Source organism: uncultured Boseongicola sp. (assembly GCF_937988555.1).
Lineage (GTDB): Bacteria > Pseudomonadota > Alphaproteobacteria > Rhodobacterales > Rhodobacteraceae > Boseongicola.
Map to the genome: position 1 here is coordinate 1 of NZ_CALJXO010000232.1, position 21,139 is coordinate 21,139.

The 21,139-nt window shown below is 56.8% G+C and carries 22 protein-coding genes and 4 pseudogenes; 19 read left to right on the plus strand and 7 right to left on the minus strand.

The features are described 5' to 3' along the window. Both Q1B15_RS14115 and Q1B15_RS14120 read left to right on the plus strand, forming a co-directional pair. Nucleotides 1-217 (plus strand): annotated as a pseudogene (locus Q1B15_RS14115) (XRE family transcriptional regulator); the annotation flags it as partial. Further along, on the plus strand, nucleotides 207-1,433 hold the full coding sequence (locus tag Q1B15_RS14120) for a type II toxin-antitoxin system HipA family toxin (protein WP_366141728.1): 1,227 nt from the start codon (nucleotides 207-209) through the stop codon (nucleotides 1,431-1,433). The pseudogene Q1B15_RS14115 and the gene Q1B15_RS14120, both read left to right, overlap by 11 nt. Before the next feature lie 78 nt (nucleotides 1,434-1,511). On the opposite strand, the pseudogene Q1B15_RS14125 reads toward Q1B15_RS14120, so the two are convergent. Further along, nucleotides 1,512-1,737 (minus strand): annotated as a pseudogene (locus Q1B15_RS14125) (IS630 family transposase); the annotation flags it as partial. Nucleotides 1,738-2,031: 294 nt separating this feature from the next. Between Q1B15_RS14125 and Q1B15_RS14130 the strand changes: the two are divergent. From Q1B15_RS14130 to Q1B15_RS14145, 4 genes are read left to right on the plus strand one after another with little or no spacing between them, the layout of a single operon-like run. Further along, on the plus strand, nucleotides 2,032-2,700 hold the full coding sequence (locus tag Q1B15_RS14130; RefSeq protein ID WP_299754625.1) for a cupin domain-containing protein: 669 nt from the start codon (nucleotides 2,032-2,034) through the stop codon (nucleotides 2,698-2,700). Further along, on the plus strand, nucleotides 2,700-3,383 hold the full coding sequence (locus Q1B15_RS14135) for an SDR family NAD(P)-dependent oxidoreductase (RefSeq protein WP_299754627.1): 684 nt from the start codon (nucleotides 2,700-2,702) through the stop codon (nucleotides 3,381-3,383). Before Q1B15_RS14130 ends, Q1B15_RS14135 begins: the two co-directional genes overlap by 1 nt. Continuing rightward, entirely contained in the window at nucleotides 3,384-4,421 is a 1,038-nt protein-coding gene (locus Q1B15_RS14140; RefSeq protein WP_299754629.1) for an FAD-dependent oxidoreductase, read from the plus strand. Between the two features lie 25 nt (nucleotides 4,422-4,446). Beyond that, nucleotides 4,447-5,013 carry a TetR/AcrR family transcriptional regulator gene (locus Q1B15_RS14145; RefSeq protein WP_299754631.1) on the plus strand — a complete coding sequence of 189 codons (567 nt, stop codon included), beginning with the start codon at nucleotides 4,447-4,449 and terminating at the stop codon, nucleotides 5,011-5,013. On the opposite strand, the pseudogene Q1B15_RS14150 reads toward Q1B15_RS14145, so the two are convergent. From Q1B15_RS14150 to Q1B15_RS14170, 5 genes and pseudogenes are all read right to left on the minus strand, one after another. Next, a pseudogene (locus Q1B15_RS14150) lies at nucleotides 5,010-5,292 on the minus strand (aspartate aminotransferase family protein); the annotation flags it as partial. The gene Q1B15_RS14145 and the pseudogene Q1B15_RS14150 overlap by 4 nt on opposite strands. 5 nt (nucleotides 5,293-5,297) lie before the next feature. Beyond that, nucleotides 5,298-5,927 (minus strand): sugar transporter, encoded by a 630-nt coding sequence (locus Q1B15_RS14155; protein ID WP_299754633.1) that lies wholly within the window; start codon nucleotides 5,925-5,927, stop codon nucleotides 5,298-5,300. Nucleotides 5,928-5,934: 7 nt separating this feature from the next. Continuing rightward, entirely contained in the window at nucleotides 5,935-6,708 is a 774-nt protein-coding gene (locus Q1B15_RS14160) for an ATP-binding cassette domain-containing protein (protein ID WP_299754635.1), read from the minus strand. Beyond that, the gene (locus tag Q1B15_RS14165; protein WP_299754637.1) at nucleotides 6,708-7,778 is read right to left on the minus strand and encodes an ABC transporter permease; all 1,071 of its coding nucleotides are present in this window, start codon (nucleotides 7,776-7,778) and stop codon (nucleotides 6,708-6,710) included. Before Q1B15_RS14165 ends, Q1B15_RS14160 begins: the two co-directional genes overlap by 1 nt. A gap of 127 nt (nucleotides 7,779-7,905) precedes the next feature. Then, complete coding sequence (locus tag Q1B15_RS14170; RefSeq protein WP_299754639.1) at nucleotides 7,906-8,922, minus strand: sugar ABC transporter substrate-binding protein; 1,017 nt, start codon at nucleotides 8,920-8,922, stop codon at nucleotides 7,906-7,908. A gap of 151 nt (nucleotides 8,923-9,073) precedes the next feature. On the opposite strand from Q1B15_RS14170, the gene Q1B15_RS14175 reads away from it, so the two are divergent. Then, entirely contained in the window at nucleotides 9,074-10,252 is a 1,179-nt protein-coding gene (locus tag Q1B15_RS14175) for an ROK family transcriptional regulator (RefSeq protein ID WP_299754641.1), read from the plus strand. A gap of 19 nt (nucleotides 10,253-10,271) precedes the next feature. Here Q1B15_RS14175 and Q1B15_RS14180 read toward each other — a convergent pair. Further along, nucleotides 10,272-10,514 (minus strand): annotated as a pseudogene (locus tag Q1B15_RS14180) (LysR substrate-binding domain-containing protein); the annotation flags it as partial. A gap of 23 nt (nucleotides 10,515-10,537) precedes the next feature. On the opposite strand from Q1B15_RS14180, the gene Q1B15_RS14185 reads away from it, so the two are divergent. The 12 genes from Q1B15_RS14185 (at nucleotide 10,538) to Q1B15_RS14240 (ending at nucleotide 21,109) form a co-directional block, all read left to right on the plus strand. After that, entirely contained in the window at nucleotides 10,538-11,227 is a 690-nt protein-coding gene (locus Q1B15_RS14185; RefSeq protein WP_366141729.1) for a glycine cleavage T C-terminal barrel domain-containing protein, read from the plus strand. 120 nt (nucleotides 11,228-11,347) lie between these two features. Next, on the plus strand, nucleotides 11,348-12,085 hold the full coding sequence (fnrL, locus tag Q1B15_RS14190) for a transcriptional regulator FnrL (protein WP_299754643.1): 738 nt from the start codon (nucleotides 11,348-11,350) through the stop codon (nucleotides 12,083-12,085). 80 nt (nucleotides 12,086-12,165) lie between these two features. After that, on the plus strand, nucleotides 12,166-12,573 hold the full coding sequence (locus tag Q1B15_RS14195; protein ID WP_299754645.1) for a universal stress protein: 408 nt from the start codon (nucleotides 12,166-12,168) through the stop codon (nucleotides 12,571-12,573). A gap of 103 nt (nucleotides 12,574-12,676) precedes the next feature. After that, nucleotides 12,677-14,275: a cytochrome-c oxidase, cbb3-type subunit I gene (ccoN, locus tag Q1B15_RS14200; protein ID WP_299754647.1), complete on the plus strand. Its 1,599-nt coding sequence runs from the start codon at nucleotides 12,677-12,679 to the stop codon at nucleotides 14,273-14,275. A 13-nt stretch (nucleotides 14,276-14,288) separates the two neighbouring features. Continuing rightward, nucleotides 14,289-15,014, plus strand: coding sequence for a cytochrome-c oxidase, cbb3-type subunit II (ccoO, locus tag Q1B15_RS14205; RefSeq protein WP_299754649.1), 726 nt, complete (start codon nucleotides 14,289-14,291; stop codon nucleotides 15,012-15,014). Nucleotides 15,015-15,028: 14 nt separating this feature from the next. Further along, nucleotides 15,029-15,265, plus strand: a complete 237-nt coding sequence (locus Q1B15_RS14210) for a cbb3-type cytochrome c oxidase subunit 3 (protein WP_299754651.1) — start codon at nucleotides 15,029-15,031, stop codon at nucleotides 15,263-15,265. After that, complete coding sequence (ccoP, locus tag Q1B15_RS14215) at nucleotides 15,265-16,131, plus strand: cytochrome-c oxidase, cbb3-type subunit III (protein ID WP_299754653.1); 867 nt, start codon at nucleotides 15,265-15,267, stop codon at nucleotides 16,129-16,131. The genes Q1B15_RS14210 and ccoP overlap by 1 nt, the downstream gene beginning before the upstream one ends. A 180-nt stretch (nucleotides 16,132-16,311) precedes the next feature. Continuing rightward, entirely contained in the window at nucleotides 16,312-17,742 is a 1,431-nt protein-coding gene (gene ccoG / locus Q1B15_RS14220; RefSeq protein WP_299754655.1) for a cytochrome c oxidase accessory protein CcoG, read from the plus strand. Then, nucleotides 17,742-18,200 (plus strand): FixH family protein, encoded by a 459-nt coding sequence (locus Q1B15_RS14225; protein ID WP_299754657.1) that lies wholly within the window; start codon nucleotides 17,742-17,744, stop codon nucleotides 18,198-18,200. The genes ccoG and Q1B15_RS14225 overlap by 1 nt, the downstream gene beginning before the upstream one ends. After that, complete coding sequence (locus Q1B15_RS14230) at nucleotides 18,185-20,314, plus strand: heavy metal translocating P-type ATPase (protein ID WP_299754659.1); 2,130 nt, start codon at nucleotides 18,185-18,187, stop codon at nucleotides 20,312-20,314. Before Q1B15_RS14225 ends, Q1B15_RS14230 begins: the two co-directional genes overlap by 16 nt. A gap of 2 nt (nucleotides 20,315-20,316) precedes the next feature. Beyond that, nucleotides 20,317-20,496 (plus strand): cbb3-type cytochrome oxidase assembly protein CcoS, encoded by a 180-nt coding sequence (gene ccoS / locus Q1B15_RS14235; RefSeq protein ID WP_299754662.1) that lies wholly within the window; start codon nucleotides 20,317-20,319, stop codon nucleotides 20,494-20,496. 412 nt (nucleotides 20,497-20,908) lie between these two features. Beyond that, nucleotides 20,909-21,109: a hypothetical protein gene (locus Q1B15_RS14240; RefSeq protein ID WP_299754664.1), complete on the plus strand. Its 201-nt coding sequence runs from the start codon at nucleotides 20,909-20,911 to the stop codon at nucleotides 21,107-21,109. The last annotated feature ends 30 nt before the right edge of the window (nucleotides 21,110-21,139 follow it).

Consider the following 21,139-nt stretch of genomic DNA (forward strand, 5'->3'; position numbering starts at 1 on the left):
TTTCCGCAACAGCTTGCAGGAGACTGACGCGATCAGGAATATGCGCAGCGCACTTGAGGCAGTCGAGAATTCTGGAGGCCTCAAGAGCCTCGAAAAAATCGCCAAAGACGCTCAGCGTCTCCGCAAAATGTTGGCACACAGCGTACCATCACACATGAGTGATCAACCAACCAATAGACCGGCCTACAGCCTGGATGAGGATGACAGTGATGGCTGATGTATCTGTTTTAAATGTAGAGCTTTATGGTGAGACCATCGGAACGCTGACACGCGTTGCGGGGGATCGCAGCCTGTTCGCGTTCAACGAAGCGTACATTGAGAACCCTGACCGCCCAACACTCGGCCTGTTTTTCAAAGATGAGTTCGGTGAGTTGCGCACCGAATTTAAGCCCGTCCAGAAGCAGGTCATGCCGTTTTTTTCCAACCTCTTGCCGGAGGGTCACTTGCGCAAGTACCTCGCGGAACAAGCAGGGGTGAATGCCGAGCGCGAATTCTTTTTGCTTTGGGCGTTAGGGCGCGACCTTCCTGGCGCCATTACAATCAAACCAGCGGATGGGGAAATCTGGCCGCCAGAGGCCGCACATGTCGAAGGCGAAGGCTCGCGCAAGTACAAAGGCAACATGCTTCGCTTCTCTCTCGCTGGTGTTCAGCTGAAATTCTCAGCCGTCGAAAGCGCCAGCGGTGGGCTGACTATTCCGGCCTCTGGCATCGGCGGTGACTGGATCGTCAAGCTGCCTTCTCGGGAATACATGGGTGTCCCTGAAAACGAATTCTCAATGATGCGGCTGGCCAGCATGCTCGGCATGGACGTGCCTCGCATTGATCTGGTCGATATCGACAGTATCTCAAACCTGCCTGACGGTACTGATCGCTTTGGAACTAAGGCCTTCGTTATCGAACGCTTTGACCGGCACCCTAGCGGAGAGCGCGTGCATATTGAGGACTTCGCGCAAGTCTTTGGTGTCTACGGCGAGGATAAATATAAGAAAGCGAGCATGCGAAACATTGTTGCCGTCATCGCAGCAGAAGGGTCAGATGAAGACATCCGTGAATTCATACGTCGTCTGACTTTCAGCACGCTGATTGGAAACGGGGATATGCATCTCAAGAACTGGTCGCTGATCTACCCAGATCGACGCAACGCTGCCCTATCGCCAGCCTATGATTTTGTATCAACAGTCCCTTACATTAAGGGCGATAGCTTCGCATTGAACTATAGTCGCGTTCGGGATTTTGTAGCCTTTGATGAAGATGAAATTTCCCATCTTGCTGCTAAAGCAGCGTTACCCACAAAAATGGTTCTTGATGTCGCGCGCGAAACCGCGAGCGATTTTGTATCGCTCTGGACGCGTGAAAAAGATGCCTTGCCGATGCCGGCCGACGTGAAGGCCGCGATTGATGAACTACTGCCAACACTCCCGTTGACGCAATAGAGGCTTCGTTCTAGGCGATTACGCAAAGCGCAGCCTGTTATCAGAAAGCCATGCGCCCATGGCGGCAATGCGTTAAATGACCTCATGTTCTTCGAACAGTCCCGCCGCTAGTTCCGGGAGAGTCTTGTCTGGCGTTGCCTCGATCTTACCTTTCAGAAACTTCGAGACCGCATCCAGCTTGCTGATACGCGGCCATCCCTGCGGTGCTGCCGCCACCGATCCGGTGTGCCTCGTGGCAGGAAAACCCGTCTTCAACTAAGGAAAAAACTCGCTCATGGATGTCCAATGACAGTGATTTACCCATGAGCCACCTCCAAATATGTGAATCGCAAAGCAAGCCGCGTGGGAATCTGGAGGGTTCTGTGAGGTCCGCGTGCGCAATGCCGATGCTGCCGCACGGGTGTCCGGCACCCTTGAGAAGCCGCCATTCGCCCCAAAAGGCCCCGTCTTGGAAGCTATATCCCGTCAAGCCAACGCACATTCAGGTAGCGTGTTCAGCGGGAGAAGTCAGTAAGATGGTTTCTCAAGCCAGATTGAATGCCTATTAGTAGGTAGGCAATTAGATTTATATAATATTGTGCCTGAAGGGAGAACGAATATGGAACTGAACGCCGATTTTAAAGCGCGTGTTGTTATTCATTCGGATCAGGTCGAGTGGACTGCGTCCCCCATGCCGGGTGTGGACCGACGCATGCTGGATCGTATCGGCGATGAAGTCGCGCGCGCGACCTCCATCGTGCGGTACGCTGCGACAAGCCAGTTTTCAGCCCATACCCATACCGGCGGCGAAGAATTTATCGTGCTTGACGGCGTCTTTCAGGACGAACATGGCGACTACCCCGAGGGAACATATGTCCGGAACCCTCCAACAACCGCGCATACGCCGGGATCAGAACCGGGCTGCACCATATTTGTGAAGCTTTGGCAGTTCGACATGGAAGATCGCAACCAGTTCCGCAAAACCATGGCAGATGAATTGGCCGCGCCCGTTGGCGGTGTTGCTTTGGCTGAATTGCATCGTGATGCGCGCGAGGTTGTAACCTACAGCGAAATGGACCCAGGCGCGGCGCTTGTGAATTCCAACGTCGGAGGAATTGAGATGCTTGTCATCGCGGGGTCTGCCGTTGAAGGCGGCGAGACGCTTGGGAAAGGCGCGTGGCTTCGATTGCCCGAGGGACAGTCTTTGAATATTGTAGCGGGCAACGACGGTGCAAAAGTGTGGATCAAAACTGGCCACCTTCGGCACGCTAAGGCCCCGACAATCTGATGGTCGCGCAAAAGCAGTTGGTACTTGTTGCCGGAGCGGGGGCTGGATTGGGTCAATCGCTTCTTTCGCGCTTTGAGGCGGGCGGGTTCCAGCCCGTGGGTCTGGGGCGCACACGTCCCGATGACACGATCGGCGACTTCCACACGCTTGATCTGACAGACGCGGTGTTAGTACCTTCAAAGATTGCCGAAATCATCGAGGCTTATGGCCCGCCAAGGGTCGTCATCCACAATACCTCTGAACTGGTGATCGCGCCTTTTTCTGCCACGTCCTTGGGCGATTACCAGCGCACCTGGGCTTCAATGGTTCAGACCGCGGTGCTTTTGGCCCAAGCGACCATGAAACCTATGGTCCAAAACGACGGCGGTACGTTTATCGTCTCGGGGGCAACAGCCTCTTTGCGCGGAGGGGCCAAATTCTCGGCCTTCGCCAGCGCCAAGTTTGCATTGCGAGGGCTGACCCAATCGCTTGCGCGTGAATTCCACCCTGCCGGCGTCCATGTTTGCCACGCCATTCTTGACGGTATTATCGACACGGATCGCTCCCGTGATCTTCATAGCCTTGATCCCGGCAGGATGATGAAACCCGAGGATATCGCGGAAGTGTATTGGCAGCTATCGCATCAGCCGCAGTCAATCTGGACGCATGAGCTTGATCTGCGTCCAGCCTCTGAAAGCTTCTGAATGCGGACTTTGATTATCGGGGGAGGCCTGTCCGGCCTCGCGCTTGCGTCCGCCTTAGAGGCGGACGGTCATGACTATATCCTTGTCGAGGCGCGCGATCGTTTTGGCGGCCGTATCATGACCGAGCGTTATGGCTCCGGGTACTACGACATGGGCCCGGCGTGGTTTTGGCCCGGACAACCGCGTATTGCGGCCCTGATTGCTAAATTGGAATTAGAGAAGTTCGACCAATACTCTAAAGGTATTCAGATGGTTGAAGATGAACGGGGCCACGTTCATCGCGGGCGTGGCTTCGCTTCGATGGAAGGGTCCTGGCGTCTGAAGGGTGGGTTGGACCAGCTAACGCATTGCTTGGCTGAACGATTGCCTGCGATGCGCAAACGCCTGAATGCACAGGTCGCCCAGCTTGCCAAAACAGACGACGCCATCACAGCAAAACTCATCGATAGCGATACTGTGAGCGCAGATCGTGTCGTCCTGGCACTGCCGCCGCGCGTCGCCGCGCGGATTGATTTTGTCCCGTCCTTACCCAGCGATGCGATGCACGCAATGCAAGGTATCGCAACCTGGATGGCCGGTCATGCCAAGGCACTTGCTGTTTACGACCGGCCGATCTGGCGCGAGGCCGGACTGTCGGGTGACGCCGTAAGCCATATCGGGCCGATGGTAGAAGTTCACGATGCGTCCCCTGCCGAGGGCGGACCTTTTGCGCTTTTTGGGTTTGTTGGCGTGCCACCCGAAGGGCGCGCCGATGCGCAAGTTCTGCGCCAGAACATTCTTGCACAGTTGGGCCATCTTTTCGGACCAGAGGCGTCCGAGCCCCAAAAGCTCTACCTTAAAGACTGGGCGTTTGATCCACACACTGCGACCGATGCCGATGCGAGGCCGCTTTATGCTCATCCGACATATGGGATGCCCCGCGCCATGACAGGTTTGTGGGACGGCAAGCTTCACTTCGCCGGAACTGAAGTTGCTCCGCAGTTTGGTGGTTACATCGAAGGTGCTTTGGAAGCTGCAGAGAACGCATTAAAAATATAAAATATCTAGGAACCGATCTGCGACCATGCCAACCGACACCAAAACCGCATTGCTGATGACCGCCGAACGGGCTGCGAGAACGCGTGGGTTCGACGGGTTTAGCTATGCGGATCTCGCCGAAAGTGTGGGCATTCGCAAAGCAAGCGTCCACCACCATTTCCCGACGAAGGCCGCATTGTCGGTCGCTCTTATGCATCGCTACCACGCCGATAAGGAAGCCGCTTGCGCCAGGGTTGATGCGGCTGAACCAACGGGTGGTGCGCGCCTTCTGGCACTTATCAACCTCTATCACGAGGCTTTAGATGGTGGCAAAAGCCTTTGCCTTTGTGTGTCGTTTTCCACGAGCCGCGAAAGCCTTCCTTCCGAAGTCACCGCGCAAATAGGTCGCTTTCGGATGATGATGATCGGTTGGTTGGAAGCCACGTTTGCAGTGGGCAGATGTGACGGCACAATTGCCGGCGTTGAAGACCCCGCAGCAGAAGCCGCGGCGACCTTGCCGCTTCTGGAAGGCGCGCAACTTGCTGCGCGCGCGGCGGAAAACCCGGCCATATTTGAATGCGGACTAAAGCTTCTTCGCCAGCGTTTAACCTAGGCGGTCCCGGCATATCTCGCGGCGTGCGCAAACTTGTCGATCTGATCTCCGGTGATGATGAACGGCGGGGCGATCAGAATGTGGTCCCCGAATTGCCCGTCAATTGTGCCGTTCATCGAGTAGCAGATCAGCTCATTGGCGAAGGCCGCCTTTTTGAGCCGTGCCGCAACCTGTTTGGCGGGGTCAAGCGGGGCCTTGGTCTCGCGCTCCGCCACCAGTTCGATCCCCCCTCAACATTCCGCGTCCACGAATATCGCCCACATGAGCGTGCTGGCCAAACGCGCCTAGTGCGAAACTGTCATATCGGCGGGCAAGCTATTTTCCAGAACGCGGGTCGCGTTCGGAAGGTCGTTGTGCAGGGCCTTTGCGCGGGCTTCCGATTTGGGAAAGCCGAAGTTAAGCCAACGCTGAATCAACCGGTTTTCAAGCTCTTGTTCGCCAACGGCCAGCATCACAGAAAACGCCCAGTGTTCGCGCAAGTCGCACCACCCCGGTTCGTTCAGCAGGAGGTAATTTCCCTCGACGACGACGGTGGTCATATCTGCCGTTACAATAGAGCTTGATCCGATCGACGCGTCCCGCGCGCGATCAAACGCTGGCGCGATGACTTCGTCCTCGACGCCCAGACGGGTCAACAAGGACGCAAACCCACCCAGATCAAAAGTGTCCGGCGCGCCCTTCCGGTCACGCAATCCGCGCGCATCAAGCACTGAATTGTCCAGATGAAAGCCATCCATCGCGACAAGCCCCGTCGCCATCCCGCGCGCGTTCAGCACCTTTTGAAGCGCAATGGCGACGGTCGTTTTCCCCGAAGCAGGCGGCCCGGCGATTGCGATCAGGTTTCGTAATTTCGGATCGGGCAAAGCCTCGACGCGGTCCGCAATTCGGGTGGCAATATCTGATGGCGAAGTCATTGAGTTGCTATGCGGCCAGCGTTTGATCCGGTTCTTTCGCACCGGTCATATAGGCCACGGCATCCGACATCGAATGATCCTTCGGGTCGATGACACAAAGACGCTTGCCCAACCGGTGAACGTGAATGCGGTCTGCAACCTCGAACACATGCGGCATGTTGTGGCTGATCAGGATGATCGGGATGCCACGCGATTTCACATCCTGAATAAGCTCAAGAACCCGGCGGCTTTCCTTGACGCCTAGTGCCGCTGTGGGTTCGTCCAGAATAATGACTTTGGACCCGAACGCCGCGGCGCGTGCCACTGCCACGCCCTGACGCTGGCCGCCGGAAAGAGTCTCTACCGCTTGATTGATGTTTTGAATGGTCATCAGCCCCAGTTCGGAAAGCTTATCGCGGGCGAATTTCTCCATCGCAGGCCGGTCAAGCTGGCGCATGACCTTGCCCATGAATCCGGATTTCCGGATTTCGCGGCCCATGAAGATGTTGTCCGCAATTGACAGGGCAGGGGACATCGCAAGCGTCTGATAGACCGTCTCGATCCCGTGTTCACGTGCCTGAATGGGCGTTGTGAACTGGATCTTTTTGCCTTCAAGCCAGACATCCCCGGCGTCGGCGATAACCGCCCCCGATACCGCTTTGATCAAGGTTGATTTGCCAGCCCCGTTGTCACCGATCACGGCGAGGATTTCGCCCGGATACAGATCGAAGTCACAATGGTCGAGAGCTGTGACCTTGCCATAGCGCTTAACCAGATTTCGTCCTTTGAGAATAGGTTCCATTATGCCGATACCTTTCTGATCCACTGGTCAACCGCGACAGCGGCGATGATGAGAAGCCCGATAAGAAGGAACGTCCACTGTGCGTCCGCGCCCAGCAGGCGCAAGCCAAGCGTGAAGACGCCCACGATCAGCGCTCCGAAAAGCGATCCCAGGATCGATCCGCGCCCCCCAAACAGCGAGATGCCTCCGATCACCACGGCAGTGATACTTTCGATATTGGCCAACTGACCTGAGGTGGGTGAGATTGATCCGATGCGTCCGACCATGGCCCATCCGGCGAAGGCACAGATAAGACCTGATAGGACGTAGACTGAAATAAGCGTGCGCTTGACGTTTACGCCAGATAATTCTGCGGCTTCCGGGTCATCCCCGACAGCATAGACGTGTCGCCCCCAGGCCGTGTGTTTAAGCGAATAGGATAGGGTGAATATCAGTACCAACATGAAGATCACGCCGACCGTTAAGGTCGCACCGCCGATCTCAAACTTAGTTCCGAAAACCTGCAAAAGGGGCGCGTTCGCCTCGATGTCCTGGCTGCGGATCGTCTGGTTCGCTGAATACAGGAAATTCGAGGCCAGAACGATCTGCCACATTCCAAGTGTCACGATGAAGGGCGGCAATTTCATATGCGCGATCAGCCAACCGTTGATTGCTCCGCACAGCGCGCCAACGGTCAGCCCGGCGGCAATAGACACTTCGACCGGCAAGCCGTAGCGGAATGTGAACTGGCCCATGACGACGGACGACAGCACCATAATAGCTCCGACGCTTAGGTCGATGCCTGCGGTCAGGATAACAAGGCTTTGCGCTGCAGCCACGATGCCAACGATCTGAACCTGCTGCAAAATCAATGTCATCGCAAAGGGCGAGAAGAAGCGTTCACCCACCAGAAGGCCAAACACCGCGATCGACGCGACCAGAACGATAAGCGGTACAGCGGCCGGGTTGCTGTGCAGAAGGTGCTGAAGCTGTCCAATCAGCCCTTTTCGCGTGTCCTCAAACTCGACAACAGCTTCTTGGCTGCTGGTGATAGACTTTTCATAGTCGTCGGCGGACGAATTTTGAGACATGAGCATTTCTCCCCCAGAACGGCGAACCGTCAGGCCATTTTGTTTTTCGCGATAATGTCAGTTTTTATCTGGTCTGTCTTGATCCGGTGTAGGAGGGCGCACAAAGCGCGCCCTCCCCAATGGCGAATTAACCCCAGCAGAGGCGAAGGCCTTCTTCAGACGAGATCGAAGGTACGCCTTCGACCGGGCTGTCCGTCACAAGCGCAACGCCTGTGTCAAAGAAGTCTTTGCCCGGTGTCAGCTCTGGCTTGATGCCTTCATCGGCCCACTTTTTGATGGCTTCTACGCCAAGTGCCGCCATCAGCAGCGGATACTGCTGCGAAGTCGCACCGATCACACCGTCCGCGACGTTCTGAACGCCTGGACAGCCGCCGTCGACGGATACAACGATCACGTCATCGGTTTTGCCGAAGTCTTTCAGCGTCTCATATGCACCGGCCGCAGCAGGTTCATTGATGGTGTAAAGAACGTTGATGCCATCATCCATGACCAGAAGGTTTTCCATTGACTTGCGTCCGCCTTCTTCATTGGCGTTGGTGACTTCATTGTTGATGATGCGGGCGTCTGTCTCGTCGCCCCATTTCGCAGGGTCAGCGAGGTCAATGCCAAAGCCCTGAAGGAAGCCCTGATTGCGCAGAACGCCAACGGTAGGCTGCGACACGTTGATGTTCATCATGCCGATTTTTGCAGTGGCGGTATCAGCAACCTGGCCCGCGGCCCATTTTCCGATCAGCTCGCCTGCAAGGAAATTGTCGGTTGCGAATGTCGCGTCAGCCGCATCAATTGGAGTAAGCGGCGTATCAAGTGCGATAACGACCAGACCTGCATCACGCGCCTGCTGAACGGCGGGTACGATGGAAGACGTGTCAGAGGCCGTGATCAGGATGCCTTTAGCGCCATCAAGAATGCAGGTTTCGATCGCCTGAACCTGTGTCTCGTGGTCGCCGTCAATCTTACCTGCAAACGACTTAAGCGTCATGCCCAGCTCTTCAGCTTTGGCTTCGGCGCCCTCTTTCATCTTCACGAAGAAAGGGTTCGTGTCGGTTTTTGTGATCAGACAAACCGTGGTCGAGTGGCCGGCGGCCATTGCGCCGCCTGCGGCAGCGAAGGTGGCAAGTGCCGTACCCAAAAGTAGTTTTTTCATGTTTCCTCCCAAAGGTTTTTATCCTCCGACTCGCGCCGGGATGTCGATACGTAACTTGGATTCATGAGCATCGTCAATAAATAAATAAAAGTGATTTATAAATTGACTTGAGCCACGCATTCGACAAAGGTTTCGTCAGGGAGAACCAACGTTGGCTGGCAGCGACATCCATATTCTTGACCCCGAAGGGGGCGCCAATCAATCTGGTTTGCGCGATCAGAATGCGCGCGTTGTTTTGTCTTTCATTCGCCGCCACGGCGCGATGCCAAGTGCCGAGATCGCCAGACGCTCGGGGCTGTCGGCGCAGACCGTTTCAAATATCACACGCGCCCTTGAAGCCGACGGCCTGCTTCGTCGCGGCAAAGCGATCAAGGGAAAAGTCGGCAAGCCTTCCGTTCCAGTGGCGCTTAATCCAAGAGGTGTGCATGCGCTTGGCCTCAACATCGGTCGGCGTTCTGCCGAGCTGGTGCTTGTCGACTTCAATGGCACGCCGCTTGAAACGATGACAACGGCTTATGCCTATCCGACCACCGAAGATGTGTTCCGCTTCCTGACCGACGGTATCGTGCGTGTCTTCGAAAAACACCCGAAAGCGCGCCACAGTGTGTCCGCCATCGGCGTCGCCCGCCCAAGCAAACTTTGGGAGTGGCTTGAGGTTGTGAACGCACCGGCGGACGCCATGCAGACGTGGCAGGATATCGATATACGCGCCGCGATCGCAGAAAGAACCGGCTTCGAAGTGTTCATCGAAAACGACGCGACCTCGGCTTGCGTGGCCGAACATCTTCTTGGACGTGGCAACGAATTTTTGGACTTCGCCTATATATTCATTGGCGCATTCGTCGGCGGAGGCTTGGTCTTTAACGGCAAAGTATTTTCAGGGCGCACCGGCAACGCTGCGGCTCTTGGTCCGATGCCGGTGCCAGACGGCAATGGGGGCGCGACCGAGTTGTTGAATGTGGCCTCGCTTCATGTTCTTGAAAGGTCGCTCATCGAAGCGGGCATTGATCCGTTGCTTTTGCGAAATTACATCGATGACTGGGGGCGCTATGAAGAATACGTCGCGCCCTGGATCGAAAGCACTAGTCGAAGCCTTGCGATTGCTGCAGCGTCAATCAGTTCGATTGTCGAGGTTGAGGCAATACTGATCGATGGAGCTATGCCTGCACCGGTCTGCGCGCGGCTGACAGCGGCCACGCAGAAAGCGTCGGCAGATCTTGATATTACGCTGATAGAACGCCCGCGGATCGAACAGGCCCGTGTTGGCAGAGGCGCGCGGTCTCTGGGCGCGGCCCTTCTTCCGATCCACGCCCGGTACTTTTTGGCTTAGCCGATGCAAACGCGGCGGATTACTTCTTTGGCCGTTCCAGCAGTTCGACCACAAGCGGATTTGGAAACCGACGCTTCAGCGTGACGGCAAAGAACGTCTCGCTGATGCCGGGCAAGCGGTCCGTCTCGATCAGCCGACCACTGCTCAACTCGTCTTGCACAACAATCGGCGGCAACACAGCAAGCCCGACACCGTCGCGCGCCAAGAGGCGCATCATCGCCATATCATCGACCTCGGCAGCAATTTGCGGCCGCACTCCAAGCCAGACCAAAGGCACAAGCCGTTCTGCAAGCCGTCAGTCGCGCTGACTGGTCAAACGCCGCGTTCCCCTGGCTGTCGGTGCGTGAATGCTTTGTCGGGATTGCTCCTGCGACGGTTATGGCGGTCAGTTTTTCCGGCGAATGGGCGTACGAAATCCACGTTCCGAGCGCCTCGCTTTACGCCGCCTACACCGCTCTGCGAGACGCCGGCGCATCTCATGGCTTTAAGTTATTTGGCGCGCTTGCAGTGGAGTCTATGCGGCTTGAAAAGGGCTACCTGCACTGGAAAACGGATATTCTGACTGAATTTGATCCCTTTGAAGCGGGTCTTCAACGGTTCGTCAAAATCGATAAACCCGCGTTCGTCGACCAGGCGGCGCTCGCGAAGCGCGCTGGTCGCGGACCGAGGAAAAAGCTGGTGACCTTGACACTTCACGCAAAAGACGCACCCGCCCACGGCGGCGCCTCGGCGATGGACGGCTCGGGTATCGTGGGAACGGTCACGTCAGCCGGGTGGGGCCACCGAACCAACCAGAACATCTCCTATGCGTTTGTCGATCCGGACTGCGCACAACCGGGGCAGCCTCTAAGCGTGGATGTCTTGGGATCACCCGTTGCCGCGAGGGTCGTTAAGCGCGGCTTCTACGATCCCGAAATGGCGCAAGTGAGCTGCTGCCCAAACATGCGACGAATCGCAGATTTTCAGGCAACTTGACGCTTTCGGGCGTTCAGGCACGCGTGATACCAGTTGTCGCATGCAAAAAAACCTTAATTTCCAGTAGTTGCGTTGGAATGAAGCTCTTGCATCTCCCGCGATAAATGCGTGAATACATTAATGCTCTTTAACGATCAAAAAACTGAGAAACTCACTCACACGCAGTGTGCATCCTGCCCGGTGCGCCACCGCGCCGTTTGCTCACGGGCGAACGATCAAGAATTGAATTTGCTGGATTCTGTCAAGTTCTACAAAACCTACCAAGCCGGTCAGACCATCGCGCTGCGTGGTGATCCGCTTGAAGTACTGTCATCGTTGGTCAGCGGCACCGCCACCCTATCACAGTCGATGGAAGACGGTCGCACACAAGTTGTTGGCCTTTTGTTACCGTCTGACTTCATCGGCCGCCCGGGTCGTGACACCGTGGCGCACGATGTAACAGCCGTCACTGAGGTCACGCTCTGCTGCTTTCGCCGCAAGGCATTTGAAGACCTAATGGTGAAAATGCCGCATGTTTCGGTGCGGCTTCTTGAGATGGCGCTGGATGAACTTGATGCTGCGCGCGACTGGATGCTGCTATTGGGGCGCAAAACTGCACGCGAGAAGATTGCAAGCTTCCTGCTTTTGATTGCGCAACGCTCACGGCCGATTTCCGACAAGCCTTCGGGACTGGATATATGCATTGAACTGCCGTTGTCCCGCGAAACCATAGCGACTTACCTTGGCCTGACCATCGAGACCGTTAGCCGCCAGTTCACCGCCTTGCGCAAAGACGGTGTTATCGCTCTGGACGGGACCCGCACCGTGAGCGTTCCCGATTTTGCCGCACTGTCCGACGAAGTAGACAACAGCGAATAAGCTCTATTTGACCTCGGTCAAGGCGCCCTGTGACGGAGCGCGACATGCTGTTTGCGATTGCCGCGAACAGGCGAGCTTCCATGTACAAAAATATTGCCGTTCCCGTATCTTTTGATCAAGATCGTGATGTCGCAAGCGCTGTAGACGTTGCGAAGTGCCTGGCCGATACGGGTGCCAGAATTACCTTCCTCCATGTCATGGAAATCGTCCCGGCTTATGTCGTTGACATTATTCCTCAGCAGACATTCTCCGCACGAACACAAGAGATCGATCGCCGTCTCAAAGAACTGACCGACGGTATCGAGAACGCAAGCGCTGCCGTTATCGATGGCGCGGCCGGACGCACAATCACCAAATGGGCGTCCGATAATGGCGCCGACTGCATCGTGATTGCCTCGCACCGCCCTGTGATGTCGGACATATTGCTTGGCTCGACGGCCGCTTGGGTGGTCCGGCACGCCGATTGTGCAGTTCATGTGGTGCGATAGTTCCGCAGTTTGATCGAGATCAAAGCGGGCAGGGTCCTGCCTGTCTATCCCACAATGGCGAACAGATCTGCGCTGCATGCGGCGCGAAATCCGGGACATGACTATGCTGAATATTTTCAAGCTTATTATTCTGGGGCTTATCGCCCTGGTCGCGGCTTTGGCTGCAAACTGGGGTCACGACCTTGCCTATCAGGTCCATGCTGTCCTCATCATGCTGATCTCTGCCGGGCTCTTTATCTCGATCCTGCGGAAGTTTGACGACCCATCCCCCGCCGTTGACGAGACGGGATATATGGATGGCGTAATCCGCGCGGGCGTGATTGCGACGGGATTTTGGGGCTGCGTCGGGTTTCTTGTCGGCGTCATCATCGCCTTCCAGCTGGCCTTCCCGGTTTTGAATTTTGAATGGGCCCAGCCCTATCTGAACTTTGGGCGCATGCGCCCCCTCCACACAAGTGCGGTAATTTTTGCCTTTGGTGGCAACGCGTTGATCATGTCGTCTTTTTATATCGTACAACGCACATGTGGTGCGCGGCTTTGGGGCGGTAATCTTTCATGGTTCGTTTTCTGGGGCTATCAGCTGTTCATCGTGCTTGCGGCAACCGGGTATCTTCTCGGGTCGACGCAATCAAAAGAATACGCCGAACCTGAATGGTATGTGGATATCTGGCTGACAATCGTCTGGGTGTCCTTCCTTCTGGTCTTCCTGGGCACTCTCTTCAGACGCCGCGAAAAGCATATCTATGTCGCCAACTGGTTCCTTTTGTCTTTCATCGTCACCGTGGCGATGCTGCATCTGATCAATAACATCTCAATCCCGGTCTCGATCTGGGGTTCAAAATCTGTCCAGTTGTTCTCGGGTGTGCAGGACGCGATGACCCAGTGGTGGTACGGCCACAACGCGGTGGGCTTCTTCCTGACCGCCGGTTTCCTTGGCATGATGTACTATTTCGTGCCCAAGCAGGCCGGTCGTCCGGTCTTCAGCTACAAGCTGTCGATCATTCACTTCTGGGCGCTGATCTTCCTGTATATCTGGGCCGGTCCGCACCATCTTCACTACACAGCGCTGCCAGATTGGGCGTCGACACTGGGCATGGTCTTTTCGATCATCCTGTGGATGCCAAGCTGGGGCGGCATGATCAACGGTCTGATGACCCTGCAAGGCGCATGGGACAAGCTGCGGACCGATCCGATCATCCGGATGATGGTGATCAGCCTCGCGTTCTACGGCATGTCGACCTTTGAGGGTCCGATGATGTCGATCCGGGCGGTCAACTCGCTTAGCCACTATACCGACTGGACTATCGGTCACGTTCACTCTGGCGCCCTTGGCTGGAACGGCATGATCACCTTTGGTGCACTCTACTTCCTTACACCCAAGCTTTGGGGCCGGGCACAGATGTACTCGATGTCGGCGATCAACTGGCACTTCTGGCTCGCTACAATCGGTATCGTTCTTTACGCGGCCTCGATGTGGGTGACCGGTATCATGGAAGGCCTGATGTGGCGCGAAGTTGATGCGCAAGGCTTCCTTGTGAACTCGTTCGCCGACACGGTCAGCGCCAAGTTCCCGATGTATGTGGTCCGTGGATTGGGGGGCGTGATGTATCTCGCCGGTGCCTTGATCATGGTCTGGAATATGTGGATGACGATCCGAGGAGGCGCCCGCGTCTCCGCGCCGGTCGGCGTCCCAGCAGAGTAAAGGAGCGAACACTATGTCCATACTCAGCAAACACGCCATCATTGAGAGAAGCCCGATGCTTCTGCTGGTTGGCTCTCTTTTGGTCGTCTCCGTTGGCGGAATTGTAGAAATTGCACCCCTGTTCTATCTTCAGAACACCATCGAGGACGTGGAGGGCATGCGGCCTTATACACCGCTCGAACTGGCGGGGCGCGATGTCTACATCCGCGAGGGCTGCTATGTCTGTCACAGCCAGATGATCCGTCCGATGCGCGACGAGGTGGAACGTTACGGACACTACTCGCTGGCGGCCGAAAGCAAATACGACCACCCGCATCAGTGGGGCTCCAAGCGCACAGGGCCTGATCTGGCGCGTGTGGGGGGGCGCTATTCGGATGCTTGGCACGTGGATCACTTCACGCACCCACAATCCGTCGTCCCCGAAAGTGTCATGCCAAGATATGGGTTCCTTCTCGACACTAAAATCGAGGGCGAACATATCGAAGACCTTCTAAACACCCATCGCTTCGTCGGCGTTCCCTACTCCGACGAGATGATCGCTGAGGCAAAGGCTGACTTTCGCGTGCAGGCCAACCCCGACGGGGACTGGGATGCACTGGTCGAACGTTATCCGGGTGCGGTTGTGTCCAACTTCGATGGTCAGGATGACCTGACCGAGATGGATGCGTTGATCGCTTACATGCAAATGCTTGGCACGCTGGTCGATTTTTCGACCTTTACGCCAGATGCAAGCCGCTAAGGGAGGAACAGACAATGGATACCTATTCTTTCTTGCGTGAACTTGCCGACAGCTGGGTCCTTCTGGCGATGTGCGTGTTTTACTTTGGGGCTATTATCTGGGCGTTCCGTCCGGGAAGTCGCGCCCTTCATGCCGATATTTCGGACATTCCGTTTCGGAATGAAACGCTGCCAATTGAGCTTCACGACACGGCCGATACGGACCGTAAAGGCGGCTCCAAATCCGCTCCAACTAAGCCGGAGGCGCGCTGATGTCTGACAATCCACACCACGACGACGTCACAGGCGTCGATACTACGGGCCACGAATGGGACGGCATCAAGGAGTTGAACAATCCTCTGCCGCGCTGGTGGCTCTGGTGCTTTTACATCACCATTGTCTGGGGCATCGGCTATTCCATCGCCTATCCGGCATGGCCAATGGTTCAGGGAGCGACAGCCGGTTTACTTGGGTACTCAACGCGGGCCGAAGTTGCCGCAGACATTGCAGAGGTTGATGCACAAAACGCAGCCGTTTCGGAGCGCTTGGCAACCGCCGACCTTTCGACGCTTGAGCAAACAGATCCGGCCCACCTGTTTGGTGTCGCCGGTGGTGCCGCCGTCTTCCGTGCCAACTGTTCGCAGTGTCACGGGGCAGGGGCTGCGGGCGCTATTGGGTATCCGAACCTTCTGGATGATGCCTGGCTTTGGGGCGGATCGCTTGAGGCAATCGAATACACCGTGCGTCACGGCATCCGCAACGAGGCCGATTATGACGCGCGCTGGTCCGAAATGCCGGCCTTTGACGAAGTTCTCACCGAAGAGGAAATCACTTCGACGGCCGAATACGTGCTCTCACTGTCGGGCACAGATCACGACGCAACACTCGCCACGGCTGGCGGCGAGATATTCGCCGCAGAATGTTCGTCCTGTCACGGAGACGGCGGCATGGGCGACCCCGAACTTGGCGCGCCTAATCTGTCGGATGCAATCTGGCTTTATGGCGGGTCGCGCGAGACCGTGATGCAAACCATCAAATACGCGCGCTTTGGCGTCATGCCGCCTTGGGGCGAGCGTCTAAGTGACGCCGAGGTCAAAGCCGTCACGCTTTACGTCCACCAGCTTGGTGGCGGCGAGTAAGTCGCTTTAGCGACAAAAGAACACCAAGCCGCATGCAAATGTGACTTGGTTGCCCCTGATCCCAGACCTGTTCGCACAATTTTGGGATCGGGGCACGTTTTTTGCGGTGGTTGACACAGGTCAAGGTGGGCGACGGATCCGATCGCTAAGTAGGATGTGCGAACAGGAAAGTTATTGAACATGAGCGCGTCCGACGAACAGCCGCTTTATGCGCCGCAAGAGCCTATCTTCCCCCGTCGTGTGACCGGAAAATTTCGCACGCTGAAGTGGTGGATCATGGGTGTCACTCTGGCGATCTACTACATCACGCCATGGCTGCGGTGGGACCGCGGGCCAAACCTTCCCGATCAGGCCGTTCTGAGGGATATGGTTGGGCGGCGCTTCTATTTCTTCTGGATCGAGATCTGGCCGCATGAGTTCTACTTCGTTGCGGGCCTTCTTATCATGGCTGGCCTCGGGCTCTTTTTGTTCACATCGGCATTGGGCCGGGTCTGGTGCGGTTATACCTGCCCGCAAACGGTCTGGACCGATCTTTTTGTCCTTGTTGAAAGATGGATTGAAGGTGATCGAAACGCGCGCGTGCGTCTTTGGAACGCGGACTGGACGGCGAAAAAGGTCCGCTTACGCATGACCAAATGGACGGTCTGGCTTTTGATCGCTGTGGCAACTGGTGGCGCTTGGGTCTTTTACTTTGCCGACGCGCCCACTCTGGCCGCAAATCTGGTAACGTTCGATGCGCCCTTTATCGCCTATTCCACAATCGCTGTACTGACGGCTACGACCTTTATCTTCGGCGGATTCATGCGCGAGCAGGTCTGCATCTATATGTGTCCGTGGCCGCGCATTCAGGCCGCGATGATGGATGACGACACGCTGACAGTTGCCTATCGCGACTGGCGTGGAGAACCCCGCGGCAAGCACCGCAAAGCCGAGGGTGCCGAGTTGTTGGGCGACTGCATCGATTGCAGCGCCTGTGTGAATGTCTGCCCGATGGGCATCGACATCCGCGACGGCCAGCAGATGGAATGTATTACCTGCGCGTTGTGCATCGATGCCTGTGACGAGGTCATGGATAAGATCGGCGCGGAGCGCGGACTTATCGATTATCTGGCGCTTGCCGACGAGCCACGCGAGCGTTCAGGCGATCCACCGCGCCCGATCTGGCAGCACGTCTTCCGCCTGCGCACTATGATCTACACTGCAATCTGGAGCGTTATCGGCATCGGCCTTGTCTGGGCGTTGTTTGTCCGCTCGGATATTTCGCTCACAGTCGAGCCTGTGCGCAATCCGCAATTCGTGACCCTGTCTGACGGTTCGATCCGCAACGCCTATACGTTGCGCATCCGCAACCTTACGGGCGCTGACCGGGAATTCCGGGTATCGCTGAACTCGGACGATATCCTGCGGATCGGCCTCGAGGCCGACAGCCGCCTGCCCAACCACGTGGTCGTGCCTGCTAATGAAACGCTAAGCGTGCGCACTTATGTCACCGCACGCTCCCAAGATCCGGCCGCAAGCCGCGATCGCACCGACTTCAGCCTTTGGATTGAAGCAGTTGATTCCGATGCGCGCGCAGGCGAGAAAACAGTCTTCAACGGAAAGGGATCGTAATGCCTGCAAGAACTCTGACCGGCTATCACGTCTTCGCCATTTTTGCCGCCGCCTTTTCGGTTATCTTAGCGGTCAACCTGACGCTTGCGTTCATGGCTGTGAACACCTTCCCCGGCCTTGAAACCAAAAACTCTTACGTCGCAAGTCAGACCTTTGATGCGGACCGCGACGCACAACTTGCGCTGGGCTGGACCGTCTCGGCGGATATAGAGGGCACCGATCTGGTGCTGTCGATCCTTGACGACATCGGCCCCGTTGTGCCGACCATCGTGTCGGCAACGCTTGGCCGCGCCACGCACGTTGGAGACGACCAGACGCCTGCATTTACCCATAACGGCGAAGCATTCGTCGCTCCAGTCGGTACCCTTTTGCGGGGCAACTGGAACCTGCGCCTTGTTGCGCGTGCGGCAGATGGCACGCTCTTTCGGCAGCGCATTGTGATGTGGATTGGTTTGTGATCGCAGCCTGTCCAGCCTGCTCTGCTTCGCCTGCCAACTATGCCGAGCCGGGCGATACAGGTGCGCCGACCCATCAGCTTTACCTGCCGACAATCCACTGCGCGGGGTGTATCCAAACCGTTGAAAGCACTCTGCGTGCACTCCCCGGTATCGAAGCCGCGCGCGTCAACCTGTCCTTGCGCCGTGTCGCTGTTACCGCCCCCTTCAACGCCGACCCCACTCCTTGGATCGACGCTTTGGCTGGCGCCGGGATCGAAGCCCACGAAGCCGATCTGGCAGATACCTCTGACTCCCGAGACCGCGATATCTTGATGCGCCTTGGCGTCGCTGGCTTTGCGATGATGAACGTCATGCTTTTGTCGGTTGCTATCTGGTCGGGTGCCACGGATGCCACACGCGATCTGTTCCACTGGATCAGCGGCGCAATTGCGATCCCTGCAGCGATGTTCTCGGCGCAACCATTCTTCAAGAATGCCTGGACCGCACTTGGCGCGCGCCGCGTCAACATGGACGTCCCGATCTCGCTGGCGATCCTTTTGGCACTTGGGATGTCGGTCTATGAAACAAGCGCTGGAGGCGAACACGCCTATTTCGACGCGGCCCTGTCGCTGACGTTCTTCCTTCTGGCAGGGCGGGTCCTTGACCAACGCATGCGCACGGCTGCGCGCTCGGCAGCGCAAGATTTGGCGGCACTTGAACCTCGCCGCGCCATTGTTTTACGGGGCGAAAATCGCGAAAGCACCGCGGTGTCGGACCTTGCCATCGGGGATGAGATATGGCTTGCCGCGGGAGGCCGCGTTCCTGTCGAAGCGCGCCTTACCGCAGGGAGTGTCCAGGTTGACCGCAGCCTTCTTACCGGCGAAAGCGATCCAATTCGCATCGACCTCGGGGACACTCTTTACTCCGGCGACGTGACCCTGACCGGGCCGATCACCGCAACTGTAACGACGGTGGGCGAAGACACGATGCTGCGCTCCATCATGCAGCTTGTGGCGCGCGCCGAGAGTGCCAAAAGCCGCTATTCTGGTCTCGCTGACCGTGCCGCACGCGCTTATGTGCCTATCGTTCACCTGACAGCCTTTGCGGCATTCGCGGGCTGGCTGATCATGACAGGTGATGTGCGCTATGCGCTGAACGTCGCCGTTGCGACCTTGATCATCACCTGCCCCTGCGCGCTTGGCCTTGCCGTTCCTGCCGTCGCGGCCGCTGCGACTGGCGGGCTGTTTCGGCGCGGGCTGTTGGTGAAATCCGACACCGCCCTTGAACGCCTTGCCAGCATAGACACCGTAGTCTTCGACAAGACCGGCACGCTCACCCGGCCAACACTGACTGCGCCTGACACGCTTGGCCGCGACGCCTGCGCCGTCCTGAAAGCGTTGGCGATGCAGTCCGACCACCCGTTGTCAAAAAGCCTTGTGAAAACGCTTGGCGACATTGCACCTGCCAGGCTTGGCAATATTACCGAGATGGCAGGCACCGGCGTGCAGGCCACATACAATGGTGAAACCGTGCGCCTTGGCCGGGGCGATTGGATCGGCACGGACGACGCGACCGCATTCCAGTTTGGGGATTCTTGGCCACTGCATGTGACCGAACATCTCCTGCCGGGCGCGCGTGGAGGCATCGAACAGTTGGAAGAAATGGGGCTGTCGCTGCACGTCTTGACCGGGGACAACGCCACAAAGGCCGACGCCTTGGGCCGCGAGCTTGGTCTGACCACTGTAATTGCTGACGTCGGTCCGAAGGAAAAACTCTCCTACATCGAAGGCCTCCAGGCGAAAGGCCATCACGTGCTGATGGTCGGCGACGGCTTGAATGATGTCGCAGCTCTTACGGCTGCCGACGCCGCGATCTCGCCGGGCACCGCGCTTGAAGCAAGCCGTTCTGCCGCTGACGTTGTCCTTGTGTCCGGTCAGATCGAATTGGTGTCTGAGGCCATAACCACGGCCAAACTTGCGCACCGTCTGATCCTGCAAAACTTCGGCCTTGCTGCAGCTTACAACATGGTCGCAATACCTCTGGCGGTCTGCGGCTTCGCCTCACCCTTGATGGCAGCCCTTGCAATGTCGACCAGTTCGATCACTGTGACCCTCAATGCTCTCCGTGCGAGGTAACTATGAACATTCTCGTCATACTCGTCCCCTGTTCGCTGCTTTTGGGCCTTGGCGCCTTGGCCGCTTTTGTATGGACGATACGCAACAACCAATACGACGATATGGAAGGCGACGCGCATCGCATCCTTCTGGACGATACATACGATATGGCGCCCCCAGCCGCGTCGAAGCCGCAGAAATAGCCTAATTGGCCCGGTTTCTCATCCTTCAATAATACCCCCCGCTTTGCCCCAAGGTCGTTCGCGTTTGCGAAAGAGTGAAACAGTGGCGCGTGTTTGATCGGAAGTGCGCGACAATGGAATTGCACTTCTACCGCCTGAAAAATATCATGAATTCAATGAGTTAAAAGACATCTGGCAACGAGTGACCGAAAGTCACGCGTTTACGCTTCGACAAAGCAGTCTTTCGCGGTCTTCACCATTTTCCTGCCACATTTCTGTCTAGGGTCAGTCTTGATTTACTGAGTTTCGGTTTCAATCTGACGACGCCCATAGTCGCCTTGTTCTGACAGAAACCAACAATCCGAGTGCCGTTCGACAACGAAAACAACCGATGCGGGCCACAGATTGGTCGCGAAAACGGGAAAGGATTGACATGAATACGACTGCATATTTTGACGCATCAACCGTTGACACACCGGCAGGCCTCGCCGCCACAATTTCCGCATCTGACGTCACGGGCATCCCAAGCGAAGGCACTGGCCTTCTGGGCGCCGCTAAGCAGCTCGTCCAGTGGTTCCTTGGAAATCGTCATTGTCGTCATGCTCCTTTAGTTTGGAAGCATGGGCCAATTTAGTCATACACAGAAGGTCGTACACTCTCGGAT

What these genes read in the sequence shown, in the direction of transcription:
- Q1B15_RS14130 (WP_299754625.1), top strand. Translation starts at nt 2,032, where the DNA reads ATGGAACTGAACGCCGATTTTAAAGCGCGTGTTGTTATTCATTCGGAT.
- Q1B15_RS14135 (WP_299754627.1), top strand. Translation starts at nt 2,700, where the DNA reads ATGGTCGCGCAAAAGCAGTTGGTACTTGTTGCCGGAGCGGGGGCTGGA.
- Q1B15_RS14140 (WP_299754629.1), top strand. Translation starts at nt 3,384, where the DNA reads ATGCGGACTTTGATTATCGGGGGAGGCCTGTCCGGCCTCGCGCTTGCG.
- Q1B15_RS14145 (WP_299754631.1), top strand. Translation starts at nt 4,447, where the DNA reads ATGCCAACCGACACCAAAACCGCATTGCTGATGACCGCCGAACGGGCT.
- Q1B15_RS14155 (WP_299754633.1), bottom strand. Translation starts at nt 5,927, where the DNA reads ATGACTTCGCCATCAGATATTGCCACCCGAATTGCGGACCGCGTCGAG.
- Q1B15_RS14160 (WP_299754635.1), bottom strand. Translation starts at nt 6,708, where the DNA reads ATGGAACCTATTCTCAAAGGACGAAATCTGGTTAAGCGCTATGGCAAG.
- Q1B15_RS14165 (WP_299754637.1), bottom strand. Translation starts at nt 7,778, where the DNA reads ATGTCTCAAAATTCGTCCGCCGACGACTATGAAAAGTCTATCACCAGC.
- Q1B15_RS14170 (WP_299754639.1), bottom strand. Translation starts at nt 8,922, where the DNA reads ATGAAAAAACTACTTTTGGGTACGGCACTTGCCACCTTCGCTGCCGCA.
- fnrL (WP_299754643.1), top strand. Translation starts at nt 11,348, where the DNA reads ATGCTCTTTAACGATCAAAAAACTGAGAAACTCACTCACACGCAGTGT.
- Q1B15_RS14195 (WP_299754645.1), top strand. Translation starts at nt 12,166, where the DNA reads ATGTACAAAAATATTGCCGTTCCCGTATCTTTTGATCAAGATCGTGAT.
- ccoN (WP_299754647.1), top strand. Translation starts at nt 12,677, where the DNA reads ATGCTGAATATTTTCAAGCTTATTATTCTGGGGCTTATCGCCCTGGTC.
- ccoO (WP_299754649.1), top strand. Translation starts at nt 14,289, where the DNA reads ATGTCCATACTCAGCAAACACGCCATCATTGAGAGAAGCCCGATGCTT.
- Q1B15_RS14210 (WP_299754651.1), top strand. Translation starts at nt 15,029, where the DNA reads ATGGATACCTATTCTTTCTTGCGTGAACTTGCCGACAGCTGGGTCCTT.
- ccoP (WP_299754653.1), top strand. Translation starts at nt 15,265, where the DNA reads ATGTCTGACAATCCACACCACGACGACGTCACAGGCGTCGATACTACG.
- ccoG (WP_299754655.1), top strand. Translation starts at nt 16,312, where the DNA reads ATGAGCGCGTCCGACGAACAGCCGCTTTATGCGCCGCAAGAGCCTATC.
- Q1B15_RS14225 (WP_299754657.1), top strand. Translation starts at nt 17,742, where the DNA reads ATGCCTGCAAGAACTCTGACCGGCTATCACGTCTTCGCCATTTTTGCC.
- ccoS (WP_299754662.1), top strand. Translation starts at nt 20,317, where the DNA reads ATGAACATTCTCGTCATACTCGTCCCCTGTTCGCTGCTTTTGGGCCTT.
- Q1B15_RS14240 (WP_299754664.1), top strand. Translation starts at nt 20,909, where the DNA reads ATGAATACGACTGCATATTTTGACGCATCAACCGTTGACACACCGGCA.